Source organism: Nocardia sp. JMUB6875 (assembly GCF_041154655.1).
Taxonomy (GTDB): Bacteria; Actinomycetota; Actinomycetes; order Mycobacteriales; family Mycobacteriaceae; genus Nocardia.
This window is the reverse complement of record NZ_BAAFGR010000107.1, coordinates 1-18,208: the sequence shown is the minus strand read 5'-3', so window position 1 is coordinate 18,208 and position 18,208 is coordinate 1. Positions and strand designations below refer to the sequence as shown.

Sequence of the window (18,208 nt, the reverse complement as noted above, 5' to 3'; positions counted from 1 at the left end):
AAACCTAGGTAGCCATCATGGATTTCACTCTCACCGAGGCGCAGCAGGATCTGGCCCGCCTCACCGCCGAGGTCACCGGCAAGCTGGTCACCGCCGACCGGCTGCGGGAACTCGACCGGAACTTCGACGCCGACGGCAACCCGACCGTGCGCTTCGACCAGCAGCTGTGGGCCTCGCTCGCCGAGACCGGCGTGCTGGCGGCGGCGCTGCCGGAAACGGTGGGCGGCAGCGACTTCGGCGTGCTGGAGCAGACCGCCATCCTGCGCGAGATCGGCAAGTCGGTCGCGCCGGTGCCGTACCTGTGGTCGATCGTGCTGGGCGCGGGCGCGCTCGCGCAGTTCGGTTCCGCGCCGCAGCGCGAGCTGGCCGCCAAGGCCGCGACCGGCGAGGTCATCCTCACCGCGGCGCTGAGCGAGGAGCGCAACTGGGAGCTCGGCAAGCCGGTCACCACCGCCATCGCGGGCAACGGCTGGCTGTTGACCGGGCTCAAGACCACGGTGCCGTTCGCGCGGCAGGCCGATCGAATCCTGGTGTCCGCCGGCATCGACGGCGTCCCGGCCGTGTTCCTGGTCGACCCGTCGCACGAGTCCGTGCGCGTCGAGGATCAGATCGTCACCGACCGCTCCCCCGAGGCCGAGGTCGAATTCGCCGGTACCCCCGCCGAATTGGTGGGCACCGTGGACCAGGGCGCCGAGATCCTGACCTGGCTGCTGGAGCGCGCCTGGCTGGGCCTGGCCGCCACCCAGCTCGGCGTGGTCGAGAAGGGCCTGGAGCTGGTCGCCGACTACGCCCGCGAGCGCGAGCAGTTCAACCGCAAGATCGGCAGCTTCCAGGCCGTGGCCCAGCGTCTGGCCGACGGCTACATCGATGTTCAGGGCGTGCGCCTGGCCGTGCAGCAGGCGGCGTGGCGACTGGCCGAGGGCCTTCCCGCTGCCGCCGAGGTGCACACCGCCAAGTTCTGGGCCGCCGAGGCGGGCCACCGCGTCGCCCACACCGTGGTCCACGTGCACGGCGGCGTCGGCATCGACCGCGATCACATCGTGAACCAGTACTTCACCGCGGCCAAGCACAACGAGTTCGCGCTCGGCGGTGCGACCGATCACCTGCGCGCGCTGGGGGCGCTGCTCTCCGAGGCGCAGTAGCTCTGCTCTCCGGAGCGCAGTAGCCCGGCCGACCCTGCAAAGCGGCCGACGGCGAGGCGGTGGTTTCCATACCGGCCACCCCCTCGCCGTTTTTCTTTGTCCGGAGCCGGTTTACGGCACCAGCGGACCGGCGATCACCCGCTCCCCCGCCGCCCAATTGCCCTGCCAGCCGAAGGCCGCGTCATTGGCTTGCTTGCGCTGCCACAGCGCCAGCAGCAGATCCGATGCGGTGCCCGAGATTTCGGCGACCGGCGTCCCCGGACCGTAGGTCCAGTTGTCGCCGGTATCGGTCGAGCGCACGCTCAGCGCGACCTCCGGCTCCTGGGCCAGCCCGCGCTGAATCATGCGCGGCGCGAACAGTTCGAACACCTCGGTGATGCCGTCCACGGCGAGGGCCGGTTCGAAGGATTCGGCGGTGCCGAGCGCGTTCTGCCCGTCCCACAGATGCATGAGGGTTTCCTGGGCGCGCCGGCGCTGCCAGAAACCGACCGTCCTCGGCAGCAGGCTGGTGAACGTCCAGGCCGGAGTCTCGGGAGCCACCGACAGCGCTTCGAGGATCGCCTTCGCGCTCGCGTCGTACCAGGCGCGCAGTTCGATCGGATCCTTCGGGGCGGGCGGGCCCTGATAGTCGCCGCGGCCCTCCGCCACCCCGGTGACCACCCACATGTTCCCCTGCCCGACGTGGTCGACGAGGTCGTAGAGGGTCCAGTCCCCGCAGCTCGGAACGGGTGCGGCCAGATTCACGTCGGGCGTGATCAGCTCCCCGAACTCGTCCAGCTTCTCGCGCAAAACGGCCACAAAATCCATGCGGCTCACGCTAAACAGTGAAAGCCCAGCGTGCCAGCTATATCCGGCCTACGACACGCGAATTTCGGCCAACGATCAGGATTCGAGTTCGCGCACCGAATCAGGATTCGAGCTCACGCACGGAGAGGATGCGCTCCCCGGCGGGGTCGGGGTGGTCGCAGGCGGGTTCGATCTCGAGCAGCAGGGCCTCGCCGCGCGCGTCGTGGCGAACGGCCCGGCCCAGCGCGGTGGCGGCCCGATAGTGGGCGGGCGTGCGCAGGACGTGGCGGACCGCCCGCGCGATGCGCTGCGGAGTCGCGGTGCGGGGCAGCACGATTCCGGCCCGATGGGCGCGCACGCGGGCCGCGTTGTCGGCGGTGTCGCGGCCGTGCGGGAGCACCACCGCGGGCAGATCCGCGGCGAAGGCCTTCATCAGCGTGCCGTGCCCGCCGTGCGTGACGACCAGGCTGGCGTGGCGCATGAGCTCGCGGTGCGGTGCGGCCCGCAGCACGCTCACGTTCGGCGGCGCGTGGATCGCCTCCGGATCGACGGCCGGGCCGGTGGTGAGCACGCCGCGCACGGGCAGCAGGCCCAGCGCCTCGACGATCCTTTGCAGGCAATCGGTTTGGCCGCGATCGGTGGTGGACAGCGCGACCAGGATCAGCGGCTCGCCGCCGTCGGTCTGAGTCCAGGCGGTGCCCTCCACCCAGTCCGGCTCGTCCAGGATCGGGCCGACCCAGCGCACCCCGTCCGGATTCTGGCCCTGGAAATCGAAAGCGGCACTGGACAATACGAGTTGCCGGTGGGCCAGCTGCGCCTGATCCTGATAGTGCGCCAGCCGTTCCAGCCCGAAATCCGCGCGCAGCGCGTTGAGCCGGGGTAGCAGTTCCTCGTCCCAGCGCCGCTGCACCAGCGAGCCCACCACCCGATCGCGCAACCGCCCCAGCGGCCCGCGCGCCGGCCCGAAGCCGGTGCCCGGCGGCGGCCCGCCTTCCACCGGCAGGGGATAGACGCCGGGGATGAGCACCGAGTACGGCACCTCGCAGGCCTGCGCGGCGACCATGGCGCCGAAGGCGAAATAGGAGGCCAGCACCAGATCCGGTCGCTCGGCATCGATTTCGTCGGCGGTGTCGCGCGCGTAGCCGGCCCCCGCGCGCGGCCGCAGCCGCGCCCCCGTCGCCGCCACCGCGCCGGCCAGGGATTCCTCGGCCAGTACCGTCACCCGATGTCCACGCCGCACCAGCCGCCGCACCACACCCAGTTCCGGCGGCACGGTTCCGCCGCTACCGGTGAGAGCGACCAGGTAGCTGTGATTCATCGGGCACCTCCACCAGCCACTCTCGCATGACCGATGAGTTTCCCGCACCCGCTTCGTCTGCACGGGTATATCGATGACGCGCGAACCGATCGCGGAGAAGAGGGGCCAACCGCCATGCCGAGCAAGATGATCTTCCTGAACCTGCCCGTTGCCGACCTGGAGCGATCCAAGCGGTTCTACGAGGCGATCGGCTGGAAGGTGAATCAGGATTTCACCGACGGCAATGCCGCCTGCATCGTCGTGGACGACAACATCTGCCTGATGCTGCTGACCCACGAGTTCTTCACCACCTTCGGCACCCGCCCGATCGGCGACACCCGCGCCACGGTCAACTCCCTCTACGCCCTGTCGCTGACCAGTGCCCAGGAGGTCGACGACCTCACCGACGCGGCCCTGCGCGCGGGCGGCACCGAGGAGGTCAACGCCGACAAGCGCGCCCAGGAGGCCGAGGTCGGCATGCACGGCCGCACCTTCCTCGACCCCGACGGCCACCAGTGGGAACCCTTCTATATGGCGTACCCCGGCAACTGACGTATCCAGCTGCCGTTCGGCGGTTTTCGGCCGTCGATGGCATCGTGTCCTTCGTGAACGAAGGAACTGATCGATGACCGAGGCGCCCGAAACGCGCGGCGGAATCTCGCTGGGCGCGTATCTCAAACGGGAACGGCTGCGCCAGGGCATGACCCAGCGGGCCGTGGCCGACGCCCTGCACATGTCGACCAGCGGCTACGAGAAGATCGAGAACGGACAGCGCATTCCGCATCAGGACACCCTCAACGCCTTGGCCCGGCTGTTCGAGATCCCCATGAACCGCCGTCGGGTGCTGTGGTCCATAGCGACCGGTGACGACCTGGGGGTGTCCGCGGGAGCTTCGGGCTCGGTGACCGAGGGCATGCGGGTCTTCATGCGCAACCTGCGCGGACCCGCGTGCCTGCACCAGATACCCGAATTCAACATCCTCGCGGCCAATGCGCTGGGCGTCCGAATGTTCCCCTGGCTGGATCCCCGCCTCGGATCCGCGACCCGTCCCCACAACATCATCGTGGCGACCATGACCGACCCCCGCGCACCCCAGATCTTGGTCAACTGGGCCGATTTCATCCATCGCTGTGTCTTCGGCCTGCAGGAGTACGCGCTCGCGACCACACCGCTCGAGCGGGTGCGAGAGATCCGCGAGGCCTGCCGGTCGAACCCGGAGTTCGACCGCATCTGGAACACTCCGTGCCCACCCGAGGTGCTGGCCGACGACACCGCGCTCATCCGGGACCCGGCCACCGGCACTGTCTCGAAGTACCAGGTCGACTGCCTGCGCTGGTCGTACCCCCACCGCGATATGGAGCTGTTCAGCCTGACCCCGCGCGACCCCGACCCCGCCACCGAAGATCCCGACACCTCCAGCATCGTGACGTGGTGAACCGCAAGCCCTCCAGCGAACTTCTTGGGGCACAACCTGTGTCACACCCAATGCGGGTGGGTCAGCGATCTTGATCTTGAACTCCCGTCCCGCGAAGGTAAGAGAGCCGCGGGCCGGGTTCATGTCTACAGCCTGGACAGGAGGGGACCGGCCCGCGGAACTACCCCGGCGCATGGGCTGGACGGCAGCTTCCTGCCCTCCGCCGGATTACCCGGAGCGCCGGCCTAATTCGGCCGCAGCTCCATCGGGAGACCGAAGAGGGGGAACAGTTTTTCGGTGTCGAGGAAGAAGGTGAGGCCGGAGATGCGGTCGCCGTCTAGTTCCAGGGTGGTGATGGACCAGGGGGTCCACAGGCCGGGCTCGCCGCTGGGCTTGTAGTGGCCGAAGGCGGGGAGTCCGTTGGCGCCGGCGAGGGGGATCATGCGGGAGTCGCGGCAGGCGTGGCCGGTGCCGAGCATGAACTCGGCGACGTTGTCCGGGCCGGAGATCCACAGCGAGAACGGCGGCATGGACAGTGCCACATCGGCCTTCAGCAGGTCGGTCAGGGCGGTCATGTCATAGGCCTCGAAGGCCTTGACGAAATCGTCGACCAGTTTGCGCTGCTGCTCGTTGTTCTCGTCGAACGGATCCGAAACCGTCGACGTCTCCTGCACTTTCGACATGGTGGCGCGGGCGCGCTGCAGGGCGCTGTTCACCGAGGCGGGCGACACGTTCAGCATGTCGGCGGTCTCGCCGGCCGAGAAGCGCAGCACCTCGCGCATGATCAGGATGGCGCGCTGGCTGGCGGGCAGGTGCTGCACCGCGGCGACGAAGGCCAGGCGCAGGGTGTCCTTCGTGCTCGCGGCCTCGGCCGGATCGGCCCCGAAGGCGAGCGCGTTCGGAATCGGTTCCACCCACACGTAATCCGGCTCCGGCGCGGGCAGCTGCGAATCGGGGGTCGAGGGACCGTTCAGATCCATGGGCCGGGCACGCCGCTGCGGCCCGTCCAGCATGTCCAGGCAGACATTCGTGGCGATCTTGTACAGCCACGAGCGCACACTGGAGCGGCCCTCGAACGAGTCATACGACTTCCACGCGCGCGTGAAAGTCTCCTGCACCGCGTCCTCGGCTTCGAATGAGGACCCGAGCATTCGATACGCATAGGCGCACAGTTCGCGCCGATGCCCTTCGAAAGAGCGCAATACGTCATCGGAAATAGTGACGGATCTGCTTACCTTCTCGCTCATGGCCAACAGCCTCGCACAGCCCACCGACAAGAAAAACCCACAAAAATGGTGGATGCCCGCCCGCATCGAAAATGCGGGCGGGCATCACATCACTGTAATTCGCTGGGCGAGAAGCTACTTGCTACTCGAAGCCTGCGCGTGGTCGTCGGCCTCGCGCGCCTCGGTCTGCGCCTTGGCCCACTTGTAATCCGGCTTACCCGCGGGCGAACGCTTGATCTCGTCCGCGTACCACAGGCTGCGCGGCATCTTGTAGGAGGAGATCTCCTTGGTCAGGGTCGGGCGCAGCTCCTCCAGCGTCGGGCGGGCCTCGCCGCGACACTGCACGACCGCGACCACCCGCTGGCCCCAGCGCTCGTCGGGCACGCCGACCACCAGCGCGTCGAAGATGTCCGGGTGCGCCTTGAGCGCGCCCTCGACCTCTTCGGGGTAGATCTTCTCGCCACCGGAGTTGATGGACACCGAACCGCGACCGAGCATGGTGACGGTGCCGTCCTCCTCCACCCGGGCGAAGTCGCCGGGGATGGAGTAGCGAATCCCGTTGAACACCTTGAAGGTTTCGGCGGTCTTGACCGGGTCGTTGTAGTAGCCCAGCGGGATGTTGCCGGTGCGGGCCAGCATGCCGACCTGTCCGGAGCCGGGCGCGACCTCGTTGCCGTGCTCGTCGATCACCTTGGTCGAGCCGTCGATCTTCACGCGCGGGCCGCCGGTGTGGGTGGCGCCCTTGGCCGCCACGGCCAGACCGCCGAAGCCGGTCTCCGAGGAGCCGATCGAATCGGTGATGAGCGCGTTCGGGAACCGCTCGATGAACTCGTCCTTGAAGGCGGGCGAGAACAGCGCCGCGCTGGAGGCCAGCACCCACAGGCTCGAATGGTCGTACGGCTTACCGGTTTCCGGGTTGCCCTCGGCCACCGCGTCCAGCATCGGGCGGGCCATGGCGTCGCCGGTAATAAAGATCATGTTCACGCCGTGGTTCTCGATGGCGCGCCACACGCCGTGCCCGCTGAACTCCGGCAGCATGACGGCCTTGCCGCCGTCGAAGAGGCTGTGCAGGGTCGCGGTGAACGCGCCGCCGTGGATCAGCGGCGGGATCGGGTAGCGCACCATCTGGGTGTTGCCGCTGGCGCCGCCCTTGGCCTGCTCCCACTCGTCCTCGATGAAGACGCCGGTGTAGAAGTTGATGCCGCCGCCGAGGACGCGCCACCAGTCCTCCTGCCGCCACATGACGCCCTTGGGCATGCCGGTGGTGCCGCCGGTGTAGATCATCATGATGTCGTCGGCGGAGCGCTCCTCGAAATCGCGCTCACCGTGCGAACCGGCCAGTGCCGCTTCGTATTCCACCGCGCCGGTCGGCAGCGGCAGGTCGGTGCCGTCCTCGACGGTGATGACGGACTTGATGGCCGGCACCTTCGGCAGCACATTGGCGACCTTGTCGCTGTAGCGGCGCTCGTGCAGCAGCGCGACCATATCCGAGTTCTCGAAGATGTACTGCAACTCGTTCTCAACGTAACGGTAGTTCACGTTGATCATCACGGCGCGCGCCTTGAAGATGGCCACCATGGCCTCGACGGCCTCGATGGTGTTGCGCGAGTACACGCCGACCTTGTCACCCGGCTTCACACCCTGTTCTTGCAGGTAGTGCGCCAATCGGTTGGCTCGATCCTCCAATTCGGCGTAGGTCACCGAACGCGAGTCGTCAACCAGTGCGACACGTTCCGGCATGAGGTCGATGGTGTGCTCGACGAGGTCCGCAATGTTGTAGCTCACAGGATCAAAATAGAACGTGTTCTTGTGTGTGACAAGCCACAAATCCCACTCAGTCGATGGACCGAATGTGCCCCCTGTCACACACAGTACAACCAAACCTACGATTCGATCAGCGGACGGAGCTGCTCGAACTGCGACACGTCCCGGACGCCGATGAGCATCATGGTGACCCCGGCCTGCTCCCACACCTTCAACTGCTCACGCACCTCGGCCTCGTTGCCGATGATGGTGGTGTCCAGGATCAGCTCGTCCGGAACCGCCGCGGCCGCTTCCGCTTTGCGACCGGACCGGAACAGCCGGGTGATCTCGTCGACCGCTTCGCCGTAGCCCATGCGGCGATAGACCTCGGCGTGGAAGTTGAGCTCCTCCGCGCCCATGCCGCCGATGTACAGCGCGCTGTAGGGCCGGATCGCGTCGAGCGCGGCCTTGCGATCGTCGGTCAGGATCACCTGGGCGGTGGCCGCGATCTCGAAGTCCTCGCGCGAACGCCGCGCGCCCGGCCGCGAGAAGCCCTCGTCGAGCCACTCGTTGTACATGTCCGCCAGCCGCGGCGTGTAGTAGATGGCCAGCCAGCCGTCGGCGATCTCCGCGGTCAGCGCCACATTCTTGGGACCCTCCGCGCCGAGCCAGATCGGCAGGTCCGCACGCAGCGGATGGGTGATCGGCTTGAGCGGCTTGCCCAATCCCGTTGCGCCCGCGCCATTGAACGGCAGCGGATAGGTCGGACCCGGGCTGGTCACCTTGGCCTCGCGGGCCAGCACCTGCCGCACGATCGAGACGTATTCGCGGGTGCGGGCGAGCGGTTTGGCGAAGGACTGCCCGTACCAGCCCTCGACCACCTGCGGGCCGGAGACGCCGAGGCCGAGAATGTGCCGTCCACCGCTGAGGTGGTCGAGGGTCAGCGCGGCCATGGCGGTGGCGGTCGGCGTGCGCGCCGACAGCTGGACCACGGAGGTGCCCAGGCGGACCCGGGTGGTGTCGGAGCCGTACCAGGCCAGCGGTGTGAACGCGTCCGACCCCCAGGATTCGGCGGTGAAAACGGCGTCGAAGCCGGACTCCTCGGCGGCCAGCACCAGCTCCCGATGATTGGCGGGCGGCTGCGCGCCCCAATACCCCAGTTGCAACCCAAAGCGCATTCTCGCGTTCCTTCCTAGAACATCGGGGGCCGGTCGGCAGGGCCGCAGCCGCAGCTCTTGCCACCATCACTAGAACCTGTTCTACTCGATCTCGTGACTCTGGGGAACACCGAAGTACTGTCCGCACCGCTGCGGATGCAATTCGACTACACCCGCTCCACCGGTCCGATCATCGGTCGCTTCCTCACGGAACTGCGATCCGGCAAGGTCGTCGGCGTGCGGGGTTCCGACGGGCGCGTGATCGTGCCGCCCGCGGAATTCGATCCGAAGACCAGCGAACCGCTCTCGGAGTTCGTCGAGGTCTCCGATGTCGGGACGGTCCAGACCTGGTCCTGGGTGGCCGAGCCGCTGCCCGGCCAGCCCTTCGACCGGCCCTTCGCCTACGCGCTCATCAAGCTGGACGGCGCGGACACCGCCATCCTGCACGCGGTGGATGTGGCCTCGCCCGAGGACATCTCGACCGGCCTGCGGGTGCGGGCGCGCTGGGCCGCCGAGCGGACCGGGCGCATCCAGGACATCGCCGCCTTCGAACCCGGCGAGACCTCCACCGCCCCAGCGCCTTCCGCGGACGCGGGCGAGACCATCACCGGCATCGTGACCCCGGTGGACTTCTCCATCAAGCACACCGCCGCCCCGCAGGAAGCCGTCTTCCTGAAGGGCCTCATGGAGGGCAAGCTGCTGGGCGCCCGCGCCCAGATGGACGGCAAGGTGTACTTCCCGCCGCGCGGCGCCGACCCGCGCGACGGCTCGCCGACCGATGACTTCGTCGAGGTGTCCGACACCGGCATCGTCACCACCTTCTGCATCGTGAACGTGCCGTTCATGGGTCAGTCCATCAAGCCCCCGTACGTCGCCGCCTACATCCTGTTGGACGGCACCGACATTCCGTTCCTGCACCTGGTGCTCGGCATCGAGGCGAACGAGGTCCGGATGGGCATGAGGGTCAAGGCCGTGTGGAAGCCGCGCGAGGAGTGGGGCCTGTCCATCGGCAATATCGACCACTTCCGGCCCACCGGCGAACCGGACGCCGACTACGACTCTTTCGCGCACCACCTGTAGAGAGGCGCTGAAATACCTTGAGCAGCAATGACATCGCGGTCATCGGGTTCGCCCACGCGCCGCACGTGCCGGAGACCTTCGGCACCACCAATGGCGTGGAGATGCTCGCGCCGTGCTTCCGGGAGCTGTACGCGAAGCTCGGCATCGGGGTCTCCGATATCGACTTCTGGTGCTCCGGATCCTCGGATTACCTTGCCGGACGCGCCTTCTCGTTCATCTCGGCCATCGACTCCATCGGCGCGGTGCCGCCGATCAACGAGTCGCACGTGGAAATGGACGCGGCCTGGGCGCTGTACGAGGCGTACGTGAAACTGCGCTCCGGACAGGCGAAGACGGCGCTGGTGTACGGCTTCGGCAAGTCCTCCGCCGGCACCCTGCGCCAGATCCTGAGCCTGCAAACCGACCCGTACCTGGTCGCGCCGCTGTGGCCGGACTCGGTATCCATGGCCGGACTGCAGGCCCGCGCGGGCCTGGACGCGGGCAAGTGGACCGAGGCCGATATGGCCGCGGTCGCCGCGCGCAGCACCGGCGGCGACGCCGACAAGCTGCTGGCCGAGGCGAAGGTCGCGGATCCGTTCCGCGCCCACGACATCGCGCCGATCACCGACGGCGCGGCCGCCATCGTGCTGGCCGTGGGCGATCGCGCCCGCGAGCTGTGCGAGCGCCCGGCCTGGCTGACCGGTATCGCCCACTACATCGACACCCCGGTCCTGGGTGCGCGCGATCTGACCGTGTCGGAGTCCGCGACCAAGGCCGCGAAGGCCGCGATCAACGGCGCCGGTGGCGATTTCGACGTCGCCGAGCTGCACGCCCAGTACAGCCACGAGGAGCTGATCCTGAAGCAGGCCATCGGCCTGAACGGGAACACCCGCATCAATCCCTCGGGCGGTCCGCTCGCGGGCAACCCGATGTTCGCGGCCGGACTCGAGCGCATCGGCTTCGCCGCCACCGAAATCTTCAATGGCAACGCGAATCGCGCACTGGCACACGCCAGTTCGGGTCCCGCGCTGCAGCAGAACCTGGTCGCCACCCTGGAGGCACGATGACCTTGCCAGCCGCTGTCCTGGGTACCGGACAGACTCATCACGTGACCAAACGGTCGGATGTCTCCATGGCGGGCATGGTCCGCGAGGCCATCGACCGGGCGCTGACGGACTCCGGCCTGACCATGGCCGATATCGACGCGGTCGTGGTCGGCAAGGCCCCCGACTTCTTCGAGGGCTCCATGATGCCGGAGCTGTTCCTCGCGGATGCGTTGGGCGCCACCGGAAAACCGCTGCTCCGGGTGCACACGGCCGGTTCGGTCGGCGGCTCCACCGGCGTCGTCGCCGCCAATCAGGTGCAGGCGGGCGTGCACCGGCGGGTGCTGGCCATCGCCTGGGAGAAGCAGTCCGAGTCCAACGCCATGTGGGCGCTGTCGAACCCCGTGCCGTTCACCAAGCCGGTCGGCGCGGGCGCGGGCGGCTACTTCGCGCCGCACGTGCGCGCCTACATCCGCCGCGCCAATGCGCCGCTGCACGTGGGCGCGATGGTCGCGGTGAAGGACCGCCGCAATGGCGCGCTGAATCCGTTCGCGCACCTGCACCAGCCCGATATCACCATGGAATCGGTGATGGCGTCCCAAATGCTGTGGGACCCCATCCGTTTCGACGAGACCTGCCCGTCCTCGGACGGCGCGTGCGCCATCGTCATCGGTGACGAGGCCTCGGCCAAGGCCGTGGAGGCGCAGGGCAAGAAGGTGGCGTGGATCCACGGCACCGCCATGCGCACCGAGCCGCTCGCCTACGCGGGACGCGACCAGGTGAATCCGCAGGCCGGACAGCACGCCGCCAAGGCGCTGTGGAAGCAGGCCGGGATCACCAACCCCCTCGAAGAGATCGACGCGGCCGAGATCTACGTCCCCTTCTCGTGGTTCGAGCCCATGTGGTTGGAGAACCTGGGCTTCATGCCCGAGGGCGAGGGCTGGAAGCTCACCGACGCCGGCGAGACCGCCATCGGCGGGAAGCTGCCGGTCAACCCGTCGGGCGGCGTGCTCTCCTCCAACCCGATCGGCGCCTCCGGCATGATCCGCTTCGCCGAGGCCGCCAAGCAGGTCATGGGCCGCGCGGGCGACTACCAGGTGGAGAACGCGCGCAAGGCGTTCGGCCACGCGTACGGCGGTGGGTCGCAGTACTTCTCGATGTGGGTCGTCGGGAGTGAGCAGCCGTGACCACCACCGTCGAACACCCGGCGCGGGTAGCGGGCGCGGCCTCCCAGGCCGCGGTCCGCGCCAAGGACAAGGACGCGTGGGTGGCGCTGTTCGCCGCCGACGGGATCGTGGAGGATCCGGTCGGGCCGTCGTTCTTCGATCCCGAAGGTGTGGGGCACCGCGGCGCGGAGGCCATTGCGGCGTTCTGGGACAAGGCGATTGCCCAGACCGAGTCCATCGAGTTCCTGTTCGACGACTCGTTCGCCTGCGGCCGTGAGGTGGCATTCACCGGCCGCATCCGCACCACCATGGGCGGCCACGTCATCGATGCGGAAGGCGTGTTCACCTACAAGGTCGACGAGGACGGGAAAATCCTGGCCCTGCGCGCCTTTTGGGAAACCGAGCGTGCGATGGCGACGATGAAGAAGGTCTAGACACACAAAGGAGGCGGGTGGCCGGATTATCCGGTCACCCGCCTTCTTTTGTGTCTCAGTGCTTTACGGGGCAGCCGCCCTTGTAGTCGACCTGGAATTCCTTGATGCCGTTGAGCCAACCCGACTGCAGGCGACGCGGGTCGCCGATCTTGCTGATATCCGGCATGTAATCGGCGATGGCGTTGAAGATGATCTCGATCTCCAGCCGCGCCAGGTTCGCGCCGATGCAGAAGTGCGCGCCGGTACCGCCGAAGGACAGGTGCGGGTTCGGGTCGCGCAGGATGTTGAAGGTGTACGGATCCTCGAACACCTCCTCGTCGAAGTTGGCCGAGCGGTACGACAGCACGACCCGCTGACCCTTCTTGATCTGCACGCCACTGACTTCCACGTCCTCGAGCGCGGTGCGCTGGAAGGAGCTGACCGGGGTGGCCCAGCGGATGATCTCGTCGGCGGCGGTCTTGGGCCGCTCCTTCTTGAAGAGCTCCCACTGGTCGGGGTGCTCCAGGAACGCGATCATGCCGTGCGTGGTCGCGTTTCGGGTGGTCTCGTTGCCCGCGACGGCCAGCATCATGACGAAGAAGCCGAACTCCTCCGGCAGCAGCGCCTCACCGTCCATATCGGCCTCGACGAGCTGAGTGGCGATGTCATTGGCCGGGCAGGCCCGCCGCGCCTCGGCCATTTGGTAGGAGTAGCCCAGGATCTCGGTGGACGCGACCACCGGATCGGCGTCGGATTCCGGATCGTCGTAGCTGGTCATGTCATTGGACCACTGGAACAGCTTCTTGCGATCGTCCTGCGGCACACCGATCAGTTCGGCGATGGCCTGCAGCGGCAGTTCGGCCGCCACCTGTTCCACGAAGTCGCCGGTGCCGGACTCGACCGCGGCCTTCACAATGGCTTCCGCGCGGGCGGTCAGCTCGGCGCGCAGGCCGTTGATGACGCGCGGGGTGAAGCCCTTGGAGATGATCTTGCGAAGCTTGGTGTGCTCCGGCGCGTCCTTGTTCAGCAGGACGAAGCGCTGCAGATCGATCTGCTCGCGGGTGATGTCGTCCTGGAACCGCGGGATGGCGGTGTTCTCGTAGGTGGAGAACACATCGTCGCGGCGGGAGACGGTCTTGACGTCCGCGTGCTTGGACAGCACCCAGAAGCCGTCGTCGGTGAAGCCGCCCTTCTGCGGATCCTTGGGATTCCACCAGATAGGGGCGCTGCGGCGCAGTTCGGCTAGTTCTTCCACCGGCACCCGGTGCGCCCACATCTCCGGGTCGGTGACATCGAATCCATCCGGCACTCCGGGCCGGGCTGCAGTGTCCACCACCAGCAGTCTCCTTTGACCAACTGAAACACGTTCTACCGCTATTGAAGCATAGGAGGTAAAACAAGAGAAGGGACTAGGTAATAGTCCGGAACAGGCTTACGTTACTGGTTGTGAACTCGTTGCAGTTCTAATCCGGAAGGACAGACATGGGTACTCCCGTCATCGTCGAGGCCGCGCGCACGCCCATCGGCAAGCGCAACGGCTGGCTCGCCGGCCTGCACGCCGCCGAGCTGTTGGGTGCGGCGCAGCAGGGCGTGCTCGAACGCGCGGAACTGGATCCCGCACTGGTCGAACAGGTCATCGGCGGCTGCGTCATGCAGGTGGGCGAGCAGGGCAACAATGTCACCCGCACCGCCTGGCTGCACGCGGGGCTGCCGTGGCAGACCGGTGCGGTCACCATCGACAACCAGTGCGGTTCGGCGCAGCAGGCCACCGGCTTGGTGGCCGGGCTCATCGCCACCGGCGCCATCGAGATCGGCATGTCCTGCGGCCTCGAGTCCATGAGCCATGTTCCATTGGGCGCCAACGTCGGAACGCACGCGGGCCCGCGCCGCCCCGCGTCCTGGAACATCGATATGCCCAACCAGTTCGAGGCGGCCGAGCGAATCGCCAAGCGGCGCGGTATCACTCGCGACGACGTCGACGCGCTGGGCGAGCGCTCGCAGCGGCTGGCCGCGCAGGCGTGGGCCGAGGGCCGCTTCGACCGCGAGGTGCTGACCATCAAGAACGCACCCCAGGTCGACAAGGAGGGCAACCTCACCGGCGAGTTCGCCGACATCAGCAAGGACCAGGGCCTGCGCGAGACCACCCGCGAGGGCCTGGCGAAGCTGAAGCCGGTGCTGGAGGGCGGAATTCACACCGCTGGCACCTCCTCGCAGATCTCCGACGGCGCGTCCGCGGTGCTGCTGATGGACGAAAAGGCCGCGCAGCGTGAGGGATTGCGCCCGCGCGCCCGCATCGTGGCGCAGGCCCTCGTCGGCGGCGAGCCCGAATTCCATCTGGACGGTCCGGTTCAGGCGTGTGAGCGACTGCTCGAGCGCTCCGGCATGAGCATGTCCGACATCGATTTGTTCGAGATCAACGAGGCTTTCGCGTCGGTGGTGCTGTCCTGGGCCTCGGTGCACAAGCCCGACTTCGATCGGGTGAACGTCAACGGCGGCGCCATCGCCATCGGCCACCCCGTCGGCAGCACCGGAACCCGCTTGATCACAACGGCTTTGCACGAGCTGGAGCGCTCGGACAAGACCACCGCCATGATCCTGATGTGCTGCGGCGGCGCGCTCGCGACGGGCACGATCATCGAACGGATCTAGTCTCTCAATGATTTTCGGCCAGGTTGAACGTTCATCCGTCCCGGCGTGAAACGTGGCGTACGCCACACAAACTTCGGTACAGACAAGAAGATGAGACGTCAGCTATCTTATGGCTACCCGAGGCCCGTCCGGGAAGACCCTCGCGACGGGCCAGAACCGGGGCTCTTAAGCGCTCGGCAAGAACCGTAGCGTTGGCCCGCAAACGCCCAAGCCACAGCGGGTGAACCGGATCACCGCCTAGAAGCTTCAAGGAAATCACGAATCAGGCGTAGGTTTTCAGTTACTGAGCCGCTAATATCAATGATACGTATCCGAGATAACGACTGTTAGTACAGCGAAGGGAATTGGGCGGCTCACAATGGCTGATTTCGCGGCGCGGCTGAACAAGCTGTTCGAAACCGTGCATCCCCCGGGGCGTAAGCCGCACACGAACGCAGAGGTGGCGGCTGCCTTGACGGCCTCCGGCCATCCGATCTCGAAACCGTATCTGTCGCAGTTGCGGTCGGGACAGCGCACGAACCCGTCGGATGAGACGGTGGCTGCTCTGGCAAAGTTCTTCAAGGTCAAACCGGACTACTTCTTCAACGACATCTACGCGGCGAAGATCGATCACGATCTCGAGCTGCTGTCCCAGCTGCAGGGCTATGGACTCCGTCGTCTGTCGAGTAGGGCGTTCGACCTGTCCGAAGAATCTCAGAACCTACTCACCTCTATGGCGGAGAAGTTGCGGGCCAGCGAAGGTCTGCCCGAAATTCCTCCGGACGGCACGGAATAGGCACTGCCACAGAGCAACACAGTGCGGCTGTCTCGGAGGCCGCACTGTGTTGGTTTGTTACAGGGCTTCCTTCAGACCTGACATAGGCCGGGTCGCCGGTGACGCTTGCAGGGCGGCACCGGTGTCCAGGCGGACCAATTCGGTCCGAGTGAAGGATGTTGCACCGGTCTCAGCGTGCTGAGGTCATGTGGCGTAGACCCCTGCGCTGGTGCATTATGCACAAACCTGGCATATCGCTGCCCGGGCGTTCCCGGACGGACGAGTGGGTTTGTTTGTGCACTATGTCGTTTTGTGCACTGTGAGTGTTTCGCCCCCAATGCACCATCTGCGACAAGCAAGATGACAACTACATGTGACAAGTAAGTCCCGTACCACGCACGGCGGGTTCGATGAGACGAAACCTCGGATACGAAGTCTCCTCGAGAAGGCCCGACGGAATGCCACGCCCTTGGCAATCACGCGAGGTACGGGACTTGCTCATTTGCGACAAGATCACATTTACGTCAGTGATCTTCGCGTGATCAACTTCGGGAGCGCTCGACAGGTATTACGGAGAGCTTCCGGATGGTAATGGCTGGGTAAATGTCTACGCCGTGCCGAGCCCCTCTACTACCGCTGTGCCGAACCCCGGATCGCGGTCGGGGCGCCCGCGCCGGCGGCGGCATCGTAGGCCCGGGCGATCGCCTGCACCCAGCCGCGCGGACTCACACCCGCGGGCGGCGAGATCCAGCGACCGTCGATCACCACCTCGCCGAACGGATTCCGCGCCCAGTCGGCCACCCGCTGCGCGCGCTCGGCCACCGAGACCGGCGGCGCACCCGCCGCGGCCAGCTCCACACCGCCGCCGGACTGCAGGTAGAGCGCGTCCATGATCTGCGCGACCTGGTCGGAGGCCTTGAGCTGGGTGCCCGATCCGGTCTGCTCGTGCGCCACCACCTCCGGGAAGCGGGCGATCAGCACCCGGTGCAGGGTGCGAATCTGCTTGAGCAGCACCCGCGCTCGCCACCACAGCTCGATCACGATCCAGACCGCGCCCATGGCGATCAGCATGGCGGCCAGCTGCCACACCGGCCAGAACCAGCCCTCGTGTTCGGGTTTCGGCATCGGCTCGCCCCGCGCCAGGCGGCGGATCGACAGGGCCGCGAGCACGCCGACCACGAAGGTGCCCGCGGTGTAGAGCGCGATGCCGCGGCCCAGGGTGGTCCAATCCAGGTTGCGCACACCGGTGATCACGATGAACACGCATTCCAGCAGCACGATCGCCCAGCCGAAGGTGATGGACCAGAGCAGGGTCAGGATCATGGCGATCGCGCCGCCCGCGTAGATCATCCAGCCGATCTGGCGCAGGTTCCGGCGCGACACCACCGGCCAGGCGGCGGCCGCTACCACCGAGGTGGCGGTCGCGAACATGATCCACGCCGCGGTCACCACCCGATCGCCGAGCCAGTTCCCGTGCACTCCCCCGGGCGCGAGATGGTCAACGGCCACACCGATTTCGGGCACGCCGACCGTCACAGCCAACGCGACCGCGGCCACCGCGATCACGATCGCCACGCGTGCGGTGGTCGCCGGTTTGACCAGCACGCGCCCTACGCGTGCACCCGAGGCCATCCAGACCAACATGGCCACCAACCAGAAAGTCATCCGAGTGCCTCATCGAATCGAAGGACCGAGACGCCCGCGCCCCGGCTGTGGAACACCCGCAGTCGAGTCATGAGCATGCTCGCGAAGGTCTCCGCCTCCCACTCGCACTGCTCGTCGTCGCCCAGGTCGACCGCCTTCTGATGCGCGCGCTGGCTGAGCATGTAGGCGATGAGATCGTCGCTGGCCTCCAGCACCACCTCGGTCGCGGCCTCGCCCGGATGGTCGAAGACGATGTGGCCCAGTTCGTGGGCGAGGGTGTGCTCGCGGCTGGGCAGCGCCTGCGCGAGCACGATCACATCGCGGTCCGGATAGCTGCGGCGCTGGCCGCAGACGCCCGGACCCAGTTGGGCACTGGCGATCTCGATGGGCCGCCGCCGCTCCGCGGAGATGGCCAGCACCACCTCGTCCAGATCGGTGGCGTCGAAATCGGCGGCCACCGCGCACACCGCGTCCACCGCGGCGGCCACCCGGCGGTAGGACCCGATGCTATGAGCCTTGCTCTCGGTCATCGCGGTCCCCTCACGCCCTCGGTCCGAAGAATGCGGCGCGGGCGGCATCGATGCGCCCCTGCGCGGCGGACGCGCTCTGGAAGCTCACCGCGCCCGAACCCGTGCCGGCCAGCGCCATGGCGATCAGCCCGCCGATCACCGACAGCGGCTTCCACGGCGGCAGCGGGGTGTTGTTCGAGGTGGGC

17 protein-coding genes are annotated in these 18,208 nt (G+C 67.2%); 9 read left to right on the top strand and 8 right to left on the bottom strand.

Going from position 1 to position 18,208, the window contains the following annotated elements; translation table 11 throughout:
* Positions 1–17: 17 nt before the first annotated feature.
* Positions 18–1,142, top strand: coding sequence for an acyl-CoA dehydrogenase family protein (locus tag ACAM49_RS25355; protein ID WP_369638064.1), 1,125 nt, complete (start codon positions 18–20; stop codon positions 1,140–1,142).
* 111 nt (positions 1,143–1,253) lie between these two features.
* On the opposite strand, the gene ACAM49_RS25350 is transcribed toward ACAM49_RS25355, so the two are convergent.
* The gene (locus tag ACAM49_RS25350) at positions 1,254–1,949 is read right to left on the bottom strand and encodes a maleylpyruvate isomerase family mycothiol-dependent enzyme (RefSeq protein ID WP_369638063.1); all 696 of its coding nucleotides are present in this window, start codon (positions 1,947–1,949) and stop codon (positions 1,254–1,256) included.
* 100 nt (positions 1,950–2,049) lie between these two features.
* Entirely contained in the window at positions 2,050–3,246 is a 1,197-nt protein-coding gene (locus ACAM49_RS25345) for a glycosyltransferase (protein WP_369638062.1), read from the bottom strand.
* A gap of 114 nt (positions 3,247–3,360) precedes the next feature.
* Here ACAM49_RS25345 and ACAM49_RS25340 point away from each other — a divergent pair, with 114 nt between their 5' ends.
* Both ACAM49_RS25340 and ACAM49_RS25335 read left to right on the top strand, forming a co-directional pair.
* Positions 3,361–3,777 (top strand): VOC family protein, encoded by a 417-nt coding sequence (locus tag ACAM49_RS25340; protein WP_369638061.1) that lies wholly within the window; start codon positions 3,361–3,363, stop codon positions 3,775–3,777.
* Between the two features lie 73 nt (positions 3,778–3,850).
* Positions 3,851–4,660: a helix-turn-helix domain-containing protein gene (locus ACAM49_RS25335; RefSeq protein WP_369638060.1), complete on the top strand. Its 810-nt coding sequence runs from the start codon at positions 3,851–3,853 to the stop codon at positions 4,658–4,660.
* 224 nt (positions 4,661–4,884) lie between these two features.
* On the opposite strand, the gene ACAM49_RS25330 is transcribed toward ACAM49_RS25335, so the two are convergent.
* The 3 genes from ACAM49_RS25330 to ACAM49_RS25320 all read right to left on the bottom strand — a co-directional run bounded on the left by ACAM49_RS25330 (position 4,885) and on the right by ACAM49_RS25320 (position 8,786).
* The gene (locus ACAM49_RS25330) at positions 4,885–5,886 is read right to left on the bottom strand and encodes a sigma-70 family RNA polymerase sigma factor (protein ID WP_369638059.1); all 1,002 of its coding nucleotides are present in this window, start codon (positions 5,884–5,886) and stop codon (positions 4,885–4,887) included.
* Between the two features lie 114 nt (positions 5,887–6,000).
* Complete coding sequence (locus tag ACAM49_RS25325) at positions 6,001–7,650, bottom strand: acyl-CoA synthetase (protein WP_369638058.1); 1,650 nt, start codon at positions 7,648–7,650, stop codon at positions 6,001–6,003.
* Between the two features lie 98 nt (positions 7,651–7,748).
* The gene (locus tag ACAM49_RS25320) at positions 7,749–8,786 is read right to left on the bottom strand and encodes an LLM class F420-dependent oxidoreductase (RefSeq protein ID WP_369638057.1); all 1,038 of its coding nucleotides are present in this window, start codon (positions 8,784–8,786) and stop codon (positions 7,749–7,751) included.
* Between the two features lie 93 nt (positions 8,787–8,879).
* Between ACAM49_RS25320 and ACAM49_RS25315 the strand changes: the two genes are divergently transcribed.
* The 4 genes from ACAM49_RS25315 to ACAM49_RS25300 are packed head-to-tail and all read left to right on the top strand — an operon-like array spanning position 8,880 to position 12,467.
* A complete protein-coding gene (locus ACAM49_RS25315) occupies positions 8,880–9,845 on the top strand; it encodes a Zn-ribbon domain-containing OB-fold protein (RefSeq protein WP_369638056.1) in 966 nt (321 codons plus the stop codon).
* 17 nt (positions 9,846–9,862) lie between these two features.
* Positions 9,863–10,891 carry a thiolase domain-containing protein gene (locus ACAM49_RS25310; RefSeq protein ID WP_369638055.1) on the top strand — a complete coding sequence of 343 codons (1,029 nt, stop codon included), beginning with the start codon at positions 9,863–9,865 and terminating at the stop codon, positions 10,889–10,891.
* On the top strand, positions 10,888–12,054 hold the full coding sequence (locus ACAM49_RS25305) for a thiolase domain-containing protein (protein ID WP_369638054.1): 1,167 nt from the start codon (positions 10,888–10,890) through the stop codon (positions 12,052–12,054). The genes ACAM49_RS25310 and ACAM49_RS25305 overlap by 4 nt, the downstream gene beginning before the upstream one ends.
* Positions 12,051–12,467, top strand: coding sequence for a nuclear transport factor 2 family protein (locus tag ACAM49_RS25300; protein ID WP_369638053.1), 417 nt, complete (start codon positions 12,051–12,053; stop codon positions 12,465–12,467). Before ACAM49_RS25305 ends, ACAM49_RS25300 begins: the two co-directional genes overlap by 4 nt.
* A gap of 55 nt (positions 12,468–12,522) precedes the next feature.
* Here the strand turns inward: ACAM49_RS25300 and ACAM49_RS25295 are convergent, their stop codons facing one another.
* Positions 12,523–13,722, bottom strand: coding sequence for a cytochrome P450 (locus tag ACAM49_RS25295; protein WP_369638073.1), 1,200 nt, complete (start codon positions 13,720–13,722; stop codon positions 12,523–12,525).
* 206 nt (positions 13,723–13,928) lie between these two features.
* Between ACAM49_RS25295 and ACAM49_RS25290 the strand changes: the two genes are divergently transcribed.
* Positions 13,929–15,095: a steroid 3-ketoacyl-CoA thiolase gene (locus ACAM49_RS25290; RefSeq protein ID WP_369638052.1), complete on the top strand. Its 1,167-nt coding sequence runs from the start codon at positions 13,929–13,931 to the stop codon at positions 15,093–15,095.
* A 358-nt stretch (positions 15,096–15,453) separates the two neighbouring features.
* On the top strand, positions 15,454–15,870 hold the full coding sequence (locus ACAM49_RS25285; RefSeq protein WP_011207048.1) for a helix-turn-helix domain-containing protein: 417 nt from the start codon (positions 15,454–15,456) through the stop codon (positions 15,868–15,870).
* Positions 15,871–16,479: 609 nt separating this feature from the next.
* Here the strand turns inward: ACAM49_RS25285 and ACAM49_RS25280 are convergent.
* Complete coding sequence (locus ACAM49_RS25280) at positions 16,480–17,514, bottom strand: hypothetical protein (protein ID WP_369638051.1); 1,035 nt, start codon at positions 17,512–17,514, stop codon at positions 16,480–16,482.
* The gene (locus ACAM49_RS25275) at positions 17,511–18,023 is read right to left on the bottom strand and encodes an ImmA/IrrE family metallo-endopeptidase (RefSeq protein WP_040803108.1); all 513 of its coding nucleotides are present in this window, start codon (positions 18,021–18,023) and stop codon (positions 17,511–17,513) included. Before ACAM49_RS25275 ends, ACAM49_RS25280 begins: the two co-directional genes overlap by 4 nt.
* Between the last annotated feature and the right edge of the window lie 185 nt (positions 18,024–18,208).

Coding starts and splice junctions, on each gene's coding strand:
- ACAM49_RS25295 (WP_369638073.1), bottom strand. CDS start 13,722: ATGTGGGCGCACCGGGTGCCGGTGGAAGAACTAGCCGAACTGCGCCGC.
- ACAM49_RS25350 (WP_369638063.1), bottom strand. CDS start 1,949: ATGGATTTTGTGGCCGTTTTGCGCGAGAAGCTGGACGAGTTCGGGGAG.
- ACAM49_RS25280 (WP_369638051.1), bottom strand. CDS start 17,514: ATGACTTTCTGGTTGGTGGCCATGTTGGTCTGGATGGCCTCGGGTGCA.
- ACAM49_RS25335 (WP_369638060.1), top strand. CDS start 3,851: ATGACCGAGGCGCCCGAAACGCGCGGCGGAATCTCGCTGGGCGCGTAT.
- ACAM49_RS25340 (WP_369638061.1), top strand. CDS start 3,361: ATGCCGAGCAAGATGATCTTCCTGAACCTGCCCGTTGCCGACCTGGAG.
- ACAM49_RS25285 (WP_011207048.1), top strand. CDS start 15,454: ATGGCTGATTTCGCGGCGCGGCTGAACAAGCTGTTCGAAACCGTGCAT.
- ACAM49_RS25305 (WP_369638054.1), top strand. CDS start 10,888: ATGACCTTGCCAGCCGCTGTCCTGGGTACCGGACAGACTCATCACGTG.
- ACAM49_RS25275 (WP_040803108.1), bottom strand. CDS start 18,023: ATGACCGAGAGCAAGGCTCATAGCATCGGGTCCTACCGCCGGGTGGCC.
- ACAM49_RS25355 (WP_369638064.1), top strand. CDS start 18: ATGGATTTCACTCTCACCGAGGCGCAGCAGGATCTGGCCCGCCTCACC.
- ACAM49_RS25330 (WP_369638059.1), bottom strand. CDS start 5,886: ATGAGCGAGAAGGTAAGCAGATCCGTCACTATTTCCGATGACGTATTG.
- ACAM49_RS25320 (WP_369638057.1), bottom strand. CDS start 8,786: ATGCGCTTTGGGTTGCAACTGGGGTATTGGGGCGCGCAGCCGCCCGCC.
- ACAM49_RS25345 (WP_369638062.1), bottom strand. CDS start 3,246: ATGAATCACAGCTACCTGGTCGCTCTCACCGGTAGCGGCGGAACCGTG.
- ACAM49_RS25290 (WP_369638052.1), top strand. CDS start 13,929: ATGGGTACTCCCGTCATCGTCGAGGCCGCGCGCACGCCCATCGGCAAG.